This window comes from Hymenobacter fodinae (assembly GCF_004745825.1).
In the GTDB taxonomy this organism is placed as follows: Bacteria; Bacteroidota; Bacteroidia; order Cytophagales; family Hymenobacteraceae; genus Hymenobacter; species Hymenobacter fodinae.
In genome coordinates, this window is the sequence record NZ_SRLA01000001.1 from 805,312 (window position 1) to 820,193 (window position 14,882).

The following is a 14,882-nucleotide window of genomic DNA, read 5'->3' on the forward strand; positions in this document are numbered from 1 at the left end:
CAGGTTACCGGTTTCAACACTGCTATAGCTCACCGTATGAAACACGTTTTTACACTTCTGCTTCTCTTATCTCTAACGCAGTTTAGCCAAGCGCAAAGCCGGATCGACACAACAGGAGGTCGGTATTACAAGCCGCTTTTCAGCACCGTGGCCCGCACAACCGTGGCCTACGGCTCGTCGGTAAACTACCTCGGCAATGCCGCCTCGCTTAGCTTAGATGTATATCAGCCGGAGGGAGACACGGTGAGGCGCCGGCCGCTGCTGGTGTTTGCCCACGGCGGTGGCTTTGTATCCGGCAATCGGACCGACCAAGATGTAGTGGAGCTGTGCACTCGGTTTGCCAAGATGGGATACGTCACGGCCAGCATCGATTACCGAATTGTGTTTCTACCCTACGATACCATTAACCTGGGCCGGGCTGCTATCCGAGCGGCGCAGGACATGCGCGCGGCCGTGCGCTTCTTCCGCCAGGATGCCGCTACCACAAAAACCTACCGCATCCACCCCGACTTTATCTATGTGGGCGGGACTTCGGCCGGAGCCGTCACGGCACTGGAAACGGCTTACCTGGACAAGGAAGCGGAGGTTCCCACCTACATAGGCCTAGCCACATTGGGCGGGCTCGAAGGCAGCAGTGGCAACCCCGGCTACTCCAGCAAAGTACGCGGAGCTATCAACCTGAGTGGTGCGATAGGCAGCCCCACCTGGATAGAAGCCGGCGACGTACCATTCGTGAGCTTGCACGGCACCACCGATGCCGTGCTGCCCTACGCTGGTGGTAAAGTGGGCAGTTTGCTGCCGCCGTTGAAAGTGTATGGCAGCGCGCCCCTGCACACACGGGCCCTGGCCGTAGGAGTTCAGAACCCGTTTTACACCTTTAAAGGAGCCGGCCACGTGCCCTTTTCGGGTACCTCGGCGGCGCAAGTGGCCTACATGGATACTACGGTGCGCTTCGTGCGTGACTTTCTGCGCCCCCTGCTGCGGCAGCCCAGCACCGTTACCGCTACGAAAACTAACTCAAGTGCGGCAGTGCTACAGGCCTACCCAGTACCCGCGGCCACCGCAGTGCGCCTGACCTGGCCTACCAGCAGTACTTTCCGGTCCACCGCCGTGCAGGTGCTCGACGTAACGGGCCGCGTGGTGCGGCGCCTGCAGTGGGAGCAGCCCGAACTGCTGATTGCGCGCGAAAACCTACGGGCTGGTACGTACATAGTGCAGGCCGAGGGGGTAGGTACCCGCCGTGTGGTGTTCGAGTAACTCACCTGACGATCTACAACAGGCGTAGCAGGAATTGCCAGAAATCCAGATACTGCGAGCGGTGGCCTAGGCCGTATCTTTGTGGCAGACAGCACTAGCAGTAGGCTGCAACACACCGATTTTGGCATGAAGTATTTCTGGTTGCTGGCTGTGCTGGCAACGCTGTTTCTGGCGCCGCTGGTAGGGCAGGCGCAAATTGATACTACGCGGGGACGCTACTATCAGCCACGCTTTCGGCAAGTGACGGTGCAGCGCGATGTAGAGTTTGCCCAGGCTACTACTTTCCTCGGCCGGACCCAAACGCTGTACATGGATGTGTACCAGCCGGCCGGTGATACTGTGCGCCGTCGGCCACTCATTGTGCTGGCCCACGAAGGCGGCTTTCTCACCGGTACTCGCGACGATGCCATCATGACGGCCCTATGCACTCGGCTAGCCAAGTTGGGATACGTCACGGCCAGTATTGATTACCGGCTTTATTTCTTCCCATTTGATACCGTGGGTATCGGCCGGGCCGCCGTCCGTGCCACCCAGGACATGCGGGCGGCCATTCGGTTCTTTCGGCACGATGCCGCCACCACTCGCAAATACCGGGTGCACCCGCAGTACATTTTCGTGGGTGGTAGCTCGGCCGGTGGCTTTATGTCGCTGCTTACGGCGTACATGGATAAGCCCGCGGAGGTACCCGCTTACCTAGGTCTGGCCGACCTAGGTGGCCTAGAAGGCACCGGTGGCCACCCGCGCTACAGCAGCCGTCCGCGGGGCGTGGTAAACATGTGCGGGGCCCTGGCCGATTTGCGCTGGTTGCAACCCGGCGATATTCCCGTCTGCAATATCCATGGCACCCGCGACGGGCTGATACCCTACGGCAAGGGCCACGTTGGCAACCCCTTACCGGCTCAGCGCGTGTACGGCGGCGGGGCCATCAGTGCCCGAGCTACGGCCGTGGGCGTGCCCAATGTGTTGCGGCGCCTGCGTGGGGCCGGGCACGTGCCCTACTCCGTGGAGCCCGTGTATCTGGATACTGTGTTTACCACCGCCCGTGATTTTCTGCGGCCGTTACTGGGGGCCGGAGCACCAGGGCCGCTGCTAGCCGCCGCTCTCAAACCCCAACCGCTGGCCGTGGCCTTACTCGCGCCGCGCCGCATTCGGTTGATTCCGCCGCCTCCACCGGAAAGCAAGCCGGTGCAACTGGTTGGCCTTCCTCCGGTGATAGCGCCGGACAGTAGCCAAGTACGTCCATTAGATTCTGACGAAGTGCAGTCGGCTAGGCCACCTGAGTCAGGGGCACCAGCTCCTGAACCTGCCCCGAGAATCGCCCCGACGCTAACGGATAGGCCTAGGTAGAGTCGCCTTGGTCTATGCCCGGCCGTAACCGCGTTGCCATACCTTATACCAATACTTGTTGGCAGGGTAACGGCGGGTGGGGGTTATGTTGTTGAACAACAGCGCTACCAGCAGCAGAATAATTGCGCCCGACAGCACGGGCATCAGCACGTAATAGTAGCCCAGCGCCTTTATCTGCGCCGAGCCTACATTGGCAATAAGAGCTGTGGCCCCTCCCGGCGGGTGTAGGGTTTTGGTCATTTGCATCCCGATGATGGATAGCGCCACAGCCAGCGCCGAGGCCAGCCACAACTCACCGGGTACCAGCTTTTGCACCGTTACGCCAATGAGGGCACTTAACACGTGCCCTCCAATCAGGTTGCGCGGCTGGGCCAGCGGGCTGTTGATTATACCATACACCAGCACCGAGGAAGCGCCGAACGAGCCCACCAGCAGCAGCGTATCATGCGGGCCCAGGTAATGGCGGTTGAGCAGCCCAATCAGGCCAATGCCAGCGAAGGAGCCCAAGAAAGTCCAGAGGTGCTCCTTAAAATCAAAGAGGGTTTCTTGGTATAAAATATAACGCGCCTGCCGCGCGTGTTTCCGCAGTTTGTTTCGCATGCTAATGGTGGAGCAGCTGGCGGCTCCGTCACTGGCCTACCAGATTTCAGCGGCTCCCAGAGAACTGAATGGGGCCGCAAAGGTACTGTAAACCGAAAGTCCCTAATCCGATAAGCGTGGAGTTAGGGACTTGGTCAGGATTAAGCGTAAGAGGTGATATCTACAAGGATTCCTCTTCCATCACCGCCGCTACGGCCGTGCTGATGGGGCGCAGCTGCCCGGTACGCACCACGAAGGCGCCGTATTTGCGCAGGGTGTCGCGGTGGCGGATGAGGTTTTCTAGGGCCACGTAGCCTACCACGTATTCGTCCTCGTCGGCTTCTTCGGAAATTTCGCTAAAGTCGAGCAAGTCGATGAGGCGGTCTTCGTCGGTGCGCAGGTAGATTTCTACTTCCAGGTCGGAGGCGTAGGCCGGGGCATCGGCAGCAGCCTTGGGATATTGGTAAGCGAAGCCCTGGCGTAGGGCTGCCAAATCGGCCAGTACGGCTGAGCCGGTGGGGTGCCCGCCGGCCCCACGGCCCCGCAGAAACTGCTCACCGGCAAAGTCAGCCTCAATTACCACGCCGTTGAACTCATGGTCAACGGAATAGAGCGGCGACTCCGGCCCTACCAGCTGCGGGGTAACCAAGGCCGTTACGCGACCGTCGGGGAGGCGCTGCAGCCCCGCTACCACTTTAATTTTCTGGCCTAGGGTAGCCGCAAAGGCAATATCTACGGCACTAATGCCTTCAATGCCCAGGTTCAACACCTGCTCGGGCTGTAGGAAGGCCCCGTAAGCATGGGCCGCCAGCAGCACAGCCTTGGAGCGCGGGTCAAAGGCACCCATGTCCAGCGAAGGGTCCGTTTCGGCAAAGCCTTTGGCTTGGGCTTCTGCCAGCGCCGGGGCGTAGTCCGAAGAATCCTCACCCATGCGGGTAAGCACGTAGTTGGAAGAGCCATTCAGGATGCCGGTCAAGCGACGCAGCGGTTCGGACCCGAAGTAGGCGTCGAGGGTCCGGATAACCGGAATGCTGCCACACACGGCGGCCTCATATAATAGCGTGCCCTGGCCTTCGCGCTGCAACTGCACCAGCTCGGGCAGGTGGCGGGCCAGCATGGCTTTGTTGGCCGTTACTACCTGGCGGCCGCGGCGCAAGGCTGCCGACACCAGCCGGAATGCTTCGTCGGCGTCGTCGATTACCTCCACCAACACGTCCAGGGTGTCGTCGGCCAGCAGGGCGTTGGCGTCAAACTCAAACCGGTTGGCGGGCAAGGGGCGCTCTTTGTGCTGATTTTTCACCACAATGCGGCTGATGTTGAAGCCCGCTTCTGGCCGTTGCTGCAGGATATCGTACAGGCCCTGGCCTACGCAGCCGAAACCAATCAGGCCTACGCGCCACGGCTGGGTAGCTGGGGCTGAAATGCTAGTTGGAAAACTCAGGGGCAAGTTGGCTGACATGGCTAGGAGCGAAAAAGCGTTTGAGGAAGTGCGTGATTTGTGCGGTTTCGATCAGGAAGCCATCGTGGCCGTACTGAGAGCCCATTTCGGCATACATAGCGCCCTGAATGTGCCGGGCCAGCAGTTGCTGCTCACTGGGCGGAAACAGTACGTCGGAAGTAATACCGATTACCAGCGTGCGCGCCCGAATGCGACCGAGAGCCGCTTTCACACCGCCGCGCCCCCGTCCCACGTTGTGCGAATCCATGGCCCTCGACAGCGTAACGTAGCTGTGCGCATTGAACCGCGCCACGAGCTTGTCGCCCTGGTAGCGCTGGTAGGAGCTGGCCCGGAAATCGGTGAGCACCGTATCGTCGGGCTCGGTTTGGGCCTGGCCGTAGGCCTCATAGCTGCGGTAGCTGAGCAAGGCTACGGCCCGGGCGGCCCGTAAGCCAGCTGCGCCGCTGTTGGGCGTAGCGGTATTGTAAGTAGGGTCGGCCTGGATGGCAAGACGCTGGGCCTCGTTGAAGGCAATGCCCCAGGCAGAGTGCCTGGCGCTGGTGGCCAGCAGCACCAAGTTTTCAAATAGTTCGGGCCGCTGAATGGCCCACTCCACAGCCTGCTGGCCGCCCAAAGAGCCACCAATCAGGGTGTTGATACGCGTCAGAGCCAGATGTTCCCGCAGGGCTTCGTGCGCCGAAACCAGGTCGCGTATGGTTAGCAGGGGAAACTGCTGGTAGGCCACCTCCTCGGTTTCGGGGTTAGGCGTAAGCGGGCCGGTGCTGCCGTAGCAGGAGCCCAGAATATTGGCGCAGACAATAAACCAGTCGGCCGGGTCAAAATGCGTGTCTTCCCCGAACAACCCCGGCCACCAGCTCAGCACGTCGGCGTTAGCCGTGAGGGCGTGGCACACCCACACCACGTTGTCGCGGGAGGCATTCAGCCGCCCGTAGGTGTGGTAGGCCACTTCCACGTGCGGCAGTACCGCGCCGCTTTCCAGTCGGAGTGGCCTAGGTAGCCGGAAAATCTGTTGATCGAAATCTGACATACTTCAAAAGCAAAAAAGTAGGGGCTAGTACTAGCTCCCCTCCTCAGATGAGGAGGGGTTGGGGGTGGTTGACCGGAGCGTTGCACGACTGCTAGCTCTAGTTCTAAAAACTGTTCTAGGCCACATCAACCACCCCTAACCCCTTCTTTCTAAGGAGGGGAGCTAGTTTCTAGATGTTCCAAAGCCCGCGGGCTGAGCCAGTAGACGCTCTGGCTCAGCCCCGGCTATGGGCGGGCAACTGGTTTCAACGACTTCCTCTCTCACAAAAAAGCCGCTGAGTTGCCCGCGGTACGCCCGCTGAAGGTCAAGGGCCGGCTGTCATCCCACGACGCGACAACCAGCTGCTCAACCCCTCTCTTGGTCTTAGACCTCCAGCGTAGCGGCGTGCTCGGGTTCCGGCTCGGGCAGCAGGGTGCTACCGTTCGACTCAGCTTGCAGCGGGGCGGCATTGCGCACGGCTTCAAATGCCTGCGCCAAGTCGGCCCGGATATCCTCAAAGTGTTCAATACCCACCGACAGGCGCAGCAGGGTGGGCGTTACCCCGGCCGACAGTTGCTCCTGCTCAGAAAGCTGCTGGTGCGTGGTGGCCGAGGGCTGAATGATGAGCGTCTTGGCGTCGCCTACGTTGGCCAGGTGGCTGATGAGCTTCAGATTGTTGATGAACTCCGTAGCGGTTTCCTTGCTGCCTTTGATAGCAAAGGTGAGCACCCCGCCGTAGCCGCGCTTTAGGTATTTCTGGGCTAGCTTGTTATAAGGGCTGCTGGCTAGGCCAGGGTAGTTCACGGCTTCCACTTGTGGGTGCTGCTCCAGCCAAGTAGCCACGCGCAGGGCGTTTTCTACGGTGCGCTCTACGCGCAAGCTCAGCGTTTCGAGGCCCTGGATCAGTAGGAAGGAGTTGAAGGGGCTCTGCGAAGGGCCAAAGTCGCGCAGGCCTTCCACGCGGGCCCGGATGATGAAGGCGATGTTGCCGAAGGGGCCATTTTTGCCGAATACATCATTGAACACCAGGCCGTGGTAGCCCTCCGAGGGCTTGGTAAACTGCGGATACTTACCGTTGCCGAAGTCGTACTTGCCGCCGTCTACAATTACGCCGCCAATGCTGGTGCCGTGGCCGCCAATCCATTTCGTGGCCGACTCCACCACAATGTGGGCGCCGTGCTCCAGGGGGCGGAACAGGTAGCCGCCCGCGCCGAAGGTATTGTCCACGATGAGGGGCAGGTCGTGCTTTTCGGCAATGGCTGCAATGCGCTCAAAGTCCGGAATGCTGAAGCTCGGGTTGCCGATGGTCTCTAGGTAAATGGCCTTGGTATTTTCGTCGATCAGCTCCTCAAACTTCTCGGGCTGGTCACCGTCGGCGAAGCGTACTTCAATGCCCAGGCGCTTAAACGCCACTTTGAACTGGTTGTAGGTGCCGCCGTAGAGGTGCGAAGTCGAGACGAAGTTGTCGCCAGCCTGCAGAATGTTGTTGAGAGCAATGAACTGCGCCGCCTGTCCCGACGACACAGCCAGTGCCGCCACCCCGCCTTCGAGCGCGGCAATGCGCTGCTCAAATACGTCGGTGGTGGGGTTCATCAGACGGGTGTAGATGTTGCCAAACTCCTTCAGAGCAAACAGGTTGGCGCCATGCTCCGCGTTCTTAAATACGTAAGAGGTAGTTTGGTACAGTGGCACGGCGCGGGCACCGGTTACGGGGTCGGGCTGCTGGCCGGCGTGGAGTTGGAGCGTCTCGAAGTGGAAGTTTGGCGTGGACATGACGGTCTGATCTGTAAAGAGTTGGGGTAGGAAGAGGAGGTAGTAAATGCTCAGTGGAGGGGGCCACAACGAAGCGTAGCTGAAACCGCTTGGAACGCGCCAAATGGGGTCGTCAGGATGCGGAGGAGCCCAGCGAGGTGGCCTAGCGGCACAACCAGTTGAAGGGCATTAGCAGGAAGGGGAGGGGGCGCTGAGGAGCCGACCTATGGGCGACTAGCTACAGCAACAGGCGCTGCAACAGCAGCGCATTCGCATTCGCGCGGTAGTGTGCGCGGCCACCAGTGCGGTGGGGGCAACACAAAAACCCATCGGCGTGGCGGCATGCAGCAAGGCAGCCGGGGCAGATGGGTGTACAAGGGCGAAAGCGAGGGTGTTTTCCATGGCACTCTGAGTTATATGCCCCGCCAGCAAATGCTTGGTCGGGCAGGAATTGGCACCTTTCGCGCGGTCGAAGGTTGCCAGCGGGTCAGGGAGCCTGTTCTCTCGCCGCTTCTGTATAAATCCTATGAAAACTACTCTGCCGCGAGCAGAGGAGTACCGTGTTGGTGTTGCAAATGTATAGCCGGTTTTGATATCTGCAATAGATTGATGAAATATTTTTTTGCTCCTAAGTTTGATGGCCTAGGCCTATTATAGAACAATGCTGATATGCTATAAGTGGCTAAAAATGAGCTTAAATAGAAGCTGTAAGCCATTTAGCAACCATAAGAAAGCAACGATGTTGTTGGTTGTAACTCCGATTCACCGCCAGGAACTAACCCGATAAATTTTTGAAAAAGCCCCGAGAATGACGGCGGGAGCAAACAAAAAAAGCCGCCCTATTGCAAGGCGGCTTTTTGGATATTTTTAATAGGAAGGAGCGGCCTACAGCTTGGGAAGCGTCAGGACCTGGCCTACCTCAATGTGGTCGGGGTTAGAGCCGATAGTGCTCTTGTTGGCATCGTAAATCTGGTGCCATTTGGAGGCATCACCGTAGTGGTTCTTGGCGATTTTCGAGAGCGAGTCACCGCTTACTACGGTGTAGGTTTCGCCTTGTGCTGCGGCAGGTTGAGCGGCTGCCTGGTTGGAGTTGCCGAAGAAATCGGTAGCGCCGCCAGCAGCAGGTTTGTTAGCGGGTTCTACTGGTTTTTTATCGCCGTCATTGGAGAGGAAATCAAACAGTCCCATGGCTATATGCAAGGTTAAAGTGTGAGGGAAGGGGCCGGTTGTCAGGCAGATGCGGTAAACCGTTACAAGCGTCTTACGCTGAGGTCTGCAATAAGTTGTGCCGTTACAGACGAGCTGTTTATGGGCTAAACATCTTCCGCAAGGCCACCGTAGAAGCGCTGTAACTGAACCTTCTCACTAGGCCTAGCAGTGAGTGCTGCTGGTCTTCCTCACCAATCTCCCTATTCTCATGAAAACTCAATCACTGACCCTGCGTTATCTGGCCAGCCTACTCATGCTCCTCGCACTCTTCACTGCCTCCTGTGGCAGCAAAGAAGGCAAAGTAGAAGGCGTAAACATGCTCTACGGCAAAGACAGCAAGGTTTGGAAAACCGATAAAGAGCTTGATGCCAGCGGTGATAAAGTAAAGCAGACCGATGCCCAAGAAGATGAGCGCATCACGTTCTTCGCCAATGGCCAGTACAACATGACTTCGCCCACCGGTGCCACCAACGGTAAATACACCTTCGACCAAACCGGCAAAACCATCACCATGACGCCCGAAGGAGCCGCCGAAAGCAACACCTTCAGTGTGGTTACCCTCACCGACGATAAGTTGACGCTGAAAAGCCCCGCCGGCGCTGAGCTACGCCTCGAAAAAGAGTAGGCGCAAAGCTAGTCTGAAAAACACCGAAAAGCCCTTCTACTGTTGAGTAGAAGGGCTTTTTTTATGATTTATGTAGCTGAGCAGCAGGGAGGTTTTACTGTATGAGTGGTTGTTACTCAAACCTATTCTTTCACCTGCAAGCAGCCTAGCATCTACCTGCGGCTGTGTATCTTCCTTTCCCCTCCTCACATGGAACGCTACAACAACCTCAACAAACAGTATATCAACGGCCATTGGAAAGATGGCAGTGAAGACGACCACATCCAAGACATCAACCCCTTCGATAACTCCGTATTGCTCGAGTTTAAGTGCGCGGGCCTGGGCGAGCTGAATGAGGCTTACGAGGCTGCTCACCAGGCCGCCAAAACGTGGAGCGCCACGCTGCCCCAGGAGCGCCGCGATATATTGCTGAAAGCCGCCGCTATCCTGGAAGCTCGCAAAGATGAATTTGCCGAGTGGATTGCCAAAGAAGCGGGTGGCGCCCACGCCAAAGGGGAGGTAGAGGTAATGCTAGCCCGCGAGGTAATTCTGGAAGCTTCCTCCTTCCCGAGTCGCATGCACGGCCAAATTCTAGCTTCCAGCACACCAGGCAAAGAAAGCCGGGTGTACCGCAAACCACTGGGCGTAATTGGCATCATCAGCCCCTGGAACTTCCCGGTCCACCTCTCCATGCGCTCTATTGCCCCCGCCCTTGCCTGCGGCAATACCATTGTGGTAAAGCCAGCCTCGCAAACCCCCGCTACGGGCGGTACGCTGCTGGCTAAGTTGTTTGAGGAAGCTGGGCTGCCGGCCGGTGTATTTAACGTGGTGGTGGGCAAGTCGTCGGTTATCGGCGACCCGTTTGTGCAGCACCCCACGCCCAAGATGATTTCCTTCACGGGCTCCACGCCGGTAGGCCAGAACATTGGCAAGCTGGCCGGCGAAGGCCTAAAGAAAGTAGCGCTGGAGTTGGGCGGCAACAACGTGTTCATCGTGCTGGAAGATGCCGACATCGACCAGGCCGTGGCCGGCGGTATGATGGGCAAATTCATGCACCAAGGCCAGATTTGCATGGCCGTAAACCGCTTCTTGGTGCACGAGAAGGTGTATGATGAGTTCCGCGACAAGCTGGTGGCCCGCACTAAAGAGCTTAAGGTGGGCGACCCACTGCAGCGCGAAACCGATATTGGCCCTCTCATTGATGAGAAGCAGGTAAAGCGGATTCAGAAGGATGTGGAGGAAAGCATAGCTCAAGGTGCTAAGCTGGAGTTTGGCGGTCAGGCCGAGGGTGCGGTGCTCTACCCCACGGTACTCTCGCAGGTGCGCAACGATATGCCCATCGCCCAAAATGAAATATTTGGCCCTGTGGCTGCGCTCATTCCATTTAAGGACGATGAGGAAATGCTGCGCCTGGCGAATGAGCTGAACTTTGGCTTAAGCGGCGCCCTGCATACCCGCAATGTGGAGCGCGGCGTGCAGCTGGCCCGGCAGGTGGAAACCGGCATGATTCACGTGAATGATCAAAGCGTGAACGACGAGCCCAATGCGCCCTTCGGCGGCGAAAAGGAATCGGGCATGGGCCGCTTTGGGGGCGAGTGGGTAATTGAGGAAATGACCCGGGTGCAGTGGGTAACTGTGCAGCACACCCCCCGCGAGTATCCTATTTAAGGCATAGGCTCAATGAATAAGCAAAAGGCCCGTTCTCTGTAGAGCGGGCCTTTTGCTTTAAATATCTGAAAAACGGTATAGATTGCTGCTGTAACTATACAGTGTTAGTAACTTGATTTTTATGTCAGTGAATTTCCGATGGCTGGTAACCAGCTGTATATGCTTGCTGCTAGGCCTGCAGACTGGCCTAGGCCAAACCGTTACTACCGCCGGTAAAGCCGGCCTTGTCGTACATCCTATCCGCAGCAGTAGTGCCGCCGATACCAGCTTTGCCGATCTAGAATTTCTGCGCCAGGAAATTGGGTCGGCGCGGGTGGTATTTTTAGGTGAGCCCAGCCACGGAGAGGGCAATGTGTTTGAGGCCAAAGCGCGTTTAGTGCGTTTTCTTCAGCAGCAGATGGGCTTTACTACCCTGGGGATGGAAAGCGGCTTTTATGAAATGCACAAGGCACAACAGCAAATAGCCGCTGGTGTGCCTGCCCAGGAAGCGTTGCAAAACAGCGTATTCGGCATCTGGACCTATACCCAGGAGTTTCAGCCGGTGGAAGACTTGGTCGCGGCGCGTAAGCTGCGCGTGATGGGCTTCGATCCGCAGCTGACGGGTAGCTACGGCGAGGAATTGGTGGATGATCTGGAAGTGTTTCTGGAATCAAATAAAGCCAGCGCCGCCATCAATTACGATTACCTAGACGAGGTGCTGAACTTCATGCAGCACTTCAACGGGTTTCCGGCGGGGCACACGCTGGCAGAGTGGGAGAAAAACCTGAAGCTGGCCGACCGCTTGCTGGCTGCGGCCGCCGCTACTCCCAGCCGGCGGGTAGAAGCGGAGCACTGGCGCCAAACTCTGCGCGGACTGCAAGCCTTGGCCCGTGATTACGCCCAAAACGACCCCAACGTAAAAGACCGCGAAACCTTCGAGGCCCGCGACAACAACCCCCGCGACGCCCAAATGGCCGACCATCTGCTGTGGTATCTGCGGCAGCACCCCCAGGAGAAAATCATTTGCTGGGGAGCCACGGCCCACTTCAGCAACCAAACGCAGCTCATCGATAACGCCGAAATGCAGGCGTTTCGGCCGATGGGCTGGCATGTGAAGAAAGCACTGGGCGAACAGGCCTACATCTTGGGTACTGCCACGGCGGGCGGCAGTTACGGCGCCGTTGGCGAGCCAGCCAAAGCCATTTCGGCACCTTCTGCTGGTAGTCTGGAAGCGCGCCTAGATAGCCTAGGACCCGAGATGCTGTTTCTCAACCTGCGGCAAAACTTTGGTGGTAAGCGCTTCTTGGCCTACTCTATTCTGGAATACACACCCTTCACGGCCGAATGGGCACAGGTGGTAGATGGAGTGCTGTTTCTGAAGACCACTAGGCCACCGCGGCTGCAGGAACCGCAGACCAGTAACGATGCTGCACCGCTGGCGAATAAGGACCCAGCCCGGCCCAGTCAGCTTGCGAACAAATCGGTTAGTCAGCCCCCGCTGGTGTTGCGGCAGGCTCCTGCCAGTGCGGCCAGCTTCACGGTGAAAGGCAAGGTGACTGATCAGAAAACCCGTGGCCCTGTGCCCTTTGCCTCGGTAGCACTGCCTGGCCTAGGGCTAGGCGTAATGGCGGACGAGCAAGGGAATTTTGCCCTGACCATCCCTCGCGCCGCCCTTGGGGCAGCCATGCAGGTGTCGAGCGTGGGCTACGCCACGATTACAGCCACAACCAGGGCGCAACCCATAGCGGTAGTCTTAGCCCCACAGGCCTACGCCCTCCGCGACGTGCAAGTGAGAGGTGAGTCGTTGGATCCGCGCCGGATTATGAAAAAGGTGCTGGCGGCTATTCCCACCAACTATGAGCAGAACGACTACATGGCGCAGCTGTACACTCACCGCCGCGTCAGCAACTTCGATACGCTCCAGCATGAAATAGAGTACGTAAGTCAGATTTTCGAGCCGGCCGAGCACAAACACTTTGCCGGTGGGTTTCTGATGCTGGAGGTAGTGCAGCAACACCGGGTGCAGGAGGCGCAGGTATTGGTTACCTCCAAGGCGCCACTCGGGCATTTTGGTTGGGGAGAAGGCGGGCAAGGGTTCTATGCTTCTACCGCAGACCCGGTTCGTACATCTCCACTCTTCAAACGTGGAGCCTTAAGTAAGTTTGCCTATCACCTTGATAGCGTACAGGAAGGCCCCGAAACGGTGTACGTCATCAGCTTTGCGGCCAAGCGCGCCAACCACCGCAGCACGGGTACTTATCTTAATTCTGGTTTCTCGGGCCGGCTCTACGTGCAACAGCGCGACTACGCCGTAGTGCGCTACGAGGCGCTGTGGCAGGGCGACACAGTGCAGCAAAATGCCGTGGCGCACAAATACTATGGTCGCCAAAACCAAATAGCCCACCTCTATACTAACGTGTACTCAGACCAGCGGACGGCGCACATGGTTACTTACCAGAAAGCTGCTACTGGGCGCTACCACGTAGCTTCTAGCGTGGGCCAGGCCGTTAGTGCGGGGCGGGTGCTTGGTAAGAATCCATTTTACTACCAAAAGGCCTGCGAGGAATACTTTAGCGTGTTACCACCCGGCACCCAGCTACCGCCACTCACCGTAACCGGCGACCCGCGCTTCGTTAACAGTGAGATATATCAGGCTGACCATACGGAGTACCGCCCGGAGTTCTGGCGAACCTACCAGCGGCCCACACCCGCGGAGCCGGCGCCCACGCTCAACGCTACGAAGCCATAATTTCCTTCGCGTCCTTCTTGCCGAAGATGCGTGTAATCCAGCGGGGGAGGAAGATGGCACCCAGCACCAGATAGAGGTAATACGTTACAATGCGGTAGAGCAGTACCATGAAGCTGGTCATGGTAGGCGTACCGATAAATTTGCCGAAGAAGGTAGGAAAGGCCCCCTCCGCAATGCCCGCCCCGCCAGGCGTAATGGCAATCAGCAGGATAACTTTATAGGTGAGGTTGCGGCCGAAAATCAGCCAGAACTCCGACCATGTCACGTCGATAAACGCCGAAATCAGGCAGCCAATAACGAGGTAGCGCGCCGTCCAGACGAAGGCCGTGCTGAGGGCGGCGCGCAACCAGTAGGCCACCCCATTGCCGCGGAGCTGGGCCGAGGCCAGCACCAACTCGTTGCCGTGCTGGTAGGCCTTGTTGCGCCAGCGCCGCAAACCCGCAATGGAAAACAGCCGGATAAACAAACGCCGCACCGACCGAGGGTTCACAAAAATGGCGTACACCATTAGAAAGGCGTAAGCCGACACGAAGACGTAGCTAGCAATAAAAGCAATGCGCAACGTGGCTACTAGACCACCTTGCAAGGCCTCGTGTGGGTACAGTGCATCGCCGCCAATCAGCACTACCAGCGGTACTGCCAGCACATAGTATAAGTTGTCGAGCATGGCGGTAGCCATAATGTAGGCCACTGACCGGCCCAGCGGAATACCTTCTTTGTGCAGCAAGACGGGCGCCACCGCCGTGCCTCCCACCGCCGATGGTAGCACGCACGACGAAAACTCCCAGATCATAATTACATCGAGGCTGGCGCGCCAGCTCAGCACTTTTTGGGTGAGGTACCGGATGCGGTACACATAGCCCGCGTCGCGCGCCACCAGCACCACGGCCATAATCAGCAGCCACACCGGCTTGGCGTTGGCTAGAGGGGCCAGGTCGCCGGGTTTATAGCTGCGCCAGAACATAAAGCCCACCACGCTCAGGCCAATGAGAACCGGCAGAATAATGCGGGAGGGGCGGAGCTTGTGGAGCAGCTGCTGTTCCTCGTTCTGCGATTCCGTGAGTTGGGGCATGAGCAAAAGGACTTAGGTGGGCGGGTAAAGGTACGGATTACTGGAGGGGAGGATATTAAAGGGCAGTTAATTGACGAGCGGCAAGAGTCAGCCACGCGAAACCGGCCTTCCCACAATGACATAACCTTAGTGTCCAGCCTCGAACCGGTCGAGCGGAAAACCCGTACCTTTGCCTGTTGTACGCAGTTGGGGTTGGCTAGA

At 58.2% G+C, this 14,882-nt stretch carries 11 protein-coding genes and 1 riboswitch; of the genes, 5 read left to right on the forward strand and 6 right to left on the reverse strand.

Translation table 11 applies throughout. The annotated features are described in order from the left end of the window. The first annotated feature begins 36 nt into the window (after window positions 1-36). Window positions 37-1,257, forward strand: coding sequence for an alpha/beta hydrolase fold domain-containing protein (locus EU556_RS03415; protein ID WP_135431019.1), 1,221 nt, complete (start codon window positions 37-39; stop codon window positions 1,255-1,257). 126 nt (window positions 1,258-1,383) lie between these two features. Next, window positions 1,384-2,604: an alpha/beta hydrolase gene (locus EU556_RS03420; RefSeq protein WP_135431021.1), complete on the forward strand. Its 1,221-nt coding sequence runs from the start codon at window positions 1,384-1,386 to the stop codon at window positions 2,602-2,604. 12 nt (window positions 2,605-2,616) lie between these two features. On the opposite strand, the gene EU556_RS03425 is transcribed toward EU556_RS03420, so the two are convergent. The 5 genes from EU556_RS03425 to EU556_RS03445 all read right to left on the reverse strand — a co-directional run bounded on the left by EU556_RS03425 (window position 2,617) and on the right by EU556_RS03445 (window position 8,588). Beyond that, complete coding sequence (locus tag EU556_RS03425; protein WP_135431023.1) at window positions 2,617-3,204, reverse strand: HPP family protein; 588 nt, start codon at window positions 3,202-3,204, stop codon at window positions 2,617-2,619. Window positions 3,205-3,364: 160 nt separating this feature from the next. Then, window positions 3,365-4,642, reverse strand: a complete 1,278-nt coding sequence (locus EU556_RS03430) for a homoserine dehydrogenase (RefSeq protein ID WP_135431025.1) — start codon at window positions 4,640-4,642, stop codon at window positions 3,365-3,367. Next, on the reverse strand, window positions 4,608-5,669 hold the full coding sequence (gene metX / locus EU556_RS03435; protein WP_135431027.1) for a homoserine O-acetyltransferase MetX: 1,062 nt from the start codon (window positions 5,667-5,669) through the stop codon (window positions 4,608-4,610). The genes EU556_RS03430 and metX overlap by 35 nt, the downstream gene beginning before the upstream one ends. Window positions 5,670-6,032: 363 nt before the next feature. After that, on the reverse strand, window positions 6,033-7,421 hold the full coding sequence (locus EU556_RS03440; protein ID WP_135431029.1) for an O-acetylhomoserine aminocarboxypropyltransferase/cysteine synthase family protein: 1,389 nt from the start codon (window positions 7,419-7,421) through the stop codon (window positions 6,033-6,035). Between the two features lie 389 nt (window positions 7,422-7,810). Beyond that, a riboswitch (SAM riboswitch) is annotated at window positions 7,811-7,924 on the reverse strand. 361 nt (window positions 7,925-8,285) lie between these two features. Continuing rightward, a complete protein-coding gene (locus tag EU556_RS03445; RefSeq protein WP_135431031.1) occupies window positions 8,286-8,588 on the reverse strand; it encodes a LysM peptidoglycan-binding domain-containing protein in 303 nt (100 codons plus the stop codon). 229 nt (window positions 8,589-8,817) lie between these two features. Between EU556_RS03445 and EU556_RS03450 the strand changes: the two genes are divergently transcribed. From EU556_RS03450 to EU556_RS03460, 3 genes are all read left to right on the forward strand, one after another. Further along, window positions 8,818-9,234, forward strand: a complete 417-nt coding sequence (locus EU556_RS03450; protein WP_135431033.1) for a lipocalin family protein — start codon at window positions 8,818-8,820, stop codon at window positions 9,232-9,234. 189 nt (window positions 9,235-9,423) lie between these two features. Next, window positions 9,424-10,881, forward strand: a complete 1,458-nt coding sequence (locus EU556_RS03455; protein WP_135431035.1) for an aldehyde dehydrogenase family protein — start codon at window positions 9,424-9,426, stop codon at window positions 10,879-10,881. 121 nt (window positions 10,882-11,002) lie between these two features. After that, window positions 11,003-13,609, forward strand: a complete 2,607-nt coding sequence (locus EU556_RS03460) for an erythromycin esterase family protein (RefSeq protein WP_135431037.1) — start codon at window positions 11,003-11,005, stop codon at window positions 13,607-13,609. On the opposite strand, the gene EU556_RS03465 is transcribed toward EU556_RS03460, so the two are convergent. Further along, window positions 13,596-14,681 carry a lysylphosphatidylglycerol synthase transmembrane domain-containing protein gene (locus EU556_RS03465; protein ID WP_135431039.1) on the reverse strand — a complete coding sequence of 362 codons (1,086 nt, stop codon included), beginning with the start codon at window positions 14,679-14,681 and terminating at the stop codon, window positions 13,596-13,598. The genes EU556_RS03460 and EU556_RS03465 overlap by 14 nt on opposite strands. Window positions 14,682-14,882 lie beyond the last annotated feature (201 nt).

Coding starts and splice junctions, on each gene's coding strand:
- EU556_RS03460 (WP_135431037.1), top strand. CDS start 11,003: ATGTCAGTGAATTTCCGATGGCTGGTAACCAGCTGTATATGCTTGCTG.
- EU556_RS03440 (WP_135431029.1), bottom strand. CDS start 7,421: ATGTCCACGCCAAACTTCCACTTCGAGACGCTCCAACTCCACGCCGGC.
- EU556_RS03420 (WP_135431021.1), top strand. CDS start 1,384: ATGAAGTATTTCTGGTTGCTGGCTGTGCTGGCAACGCTGTTTCTGGCG.
- EU556_RS03445 (WP_135431031.1), bottom strand. CDS start 8,588: ATGGGACTGTTTGATTTCCTCTCCAATGACGGCGATAAAAAACCAGTA.
- EU556_RS03450 (WP_135431033.1), top strand. CDS start 8,818: ATGAAAACTCAATCACTGACCCTGCGTTATCTGGCCAGCCTACTCATG.
- EU556_RS03465 (WP_135431039.1), bottom strand. CDS start 14,681: ATGCCCCAACTCACGGAATCGCAGAACGAGGAACAGCAGCTGCTCCAC.
- EU556_RS03430 (WP_135431025.1), bottom strand. CDS start 4,642: ATGTCAGCCAACTTGCCCCTGAGTTTTCCAACTAGCATTTCAGCCCCA.
- EU556_RS03455 (WP_135431035.1), top strand. CDS start 9,424: ATGGAACGCTACAACAACCTCAACAAACAGTATATCAACGGCCATTGG.
- metX (WP_135431027.1), bottom strand. CDS start 5,669: ATGTCAGATTTCGATCAACAGATTTTCCGGCTACCTAGGCCACTCCGA.
- EU556_RS03415 (WP_135431019.1), top strand. CDS start 37: ATGAAACACGTTTTTACACTTCTGCTTCTCTTATCTCTAACGCAGTTT.
- EU556_RS03425 (WP_135431023.1), bottom strand. CDS start 3,204: ATGCGAAACAAACTGCGGAAACACGCGCGGCAGGCGCGTTATATTTTA.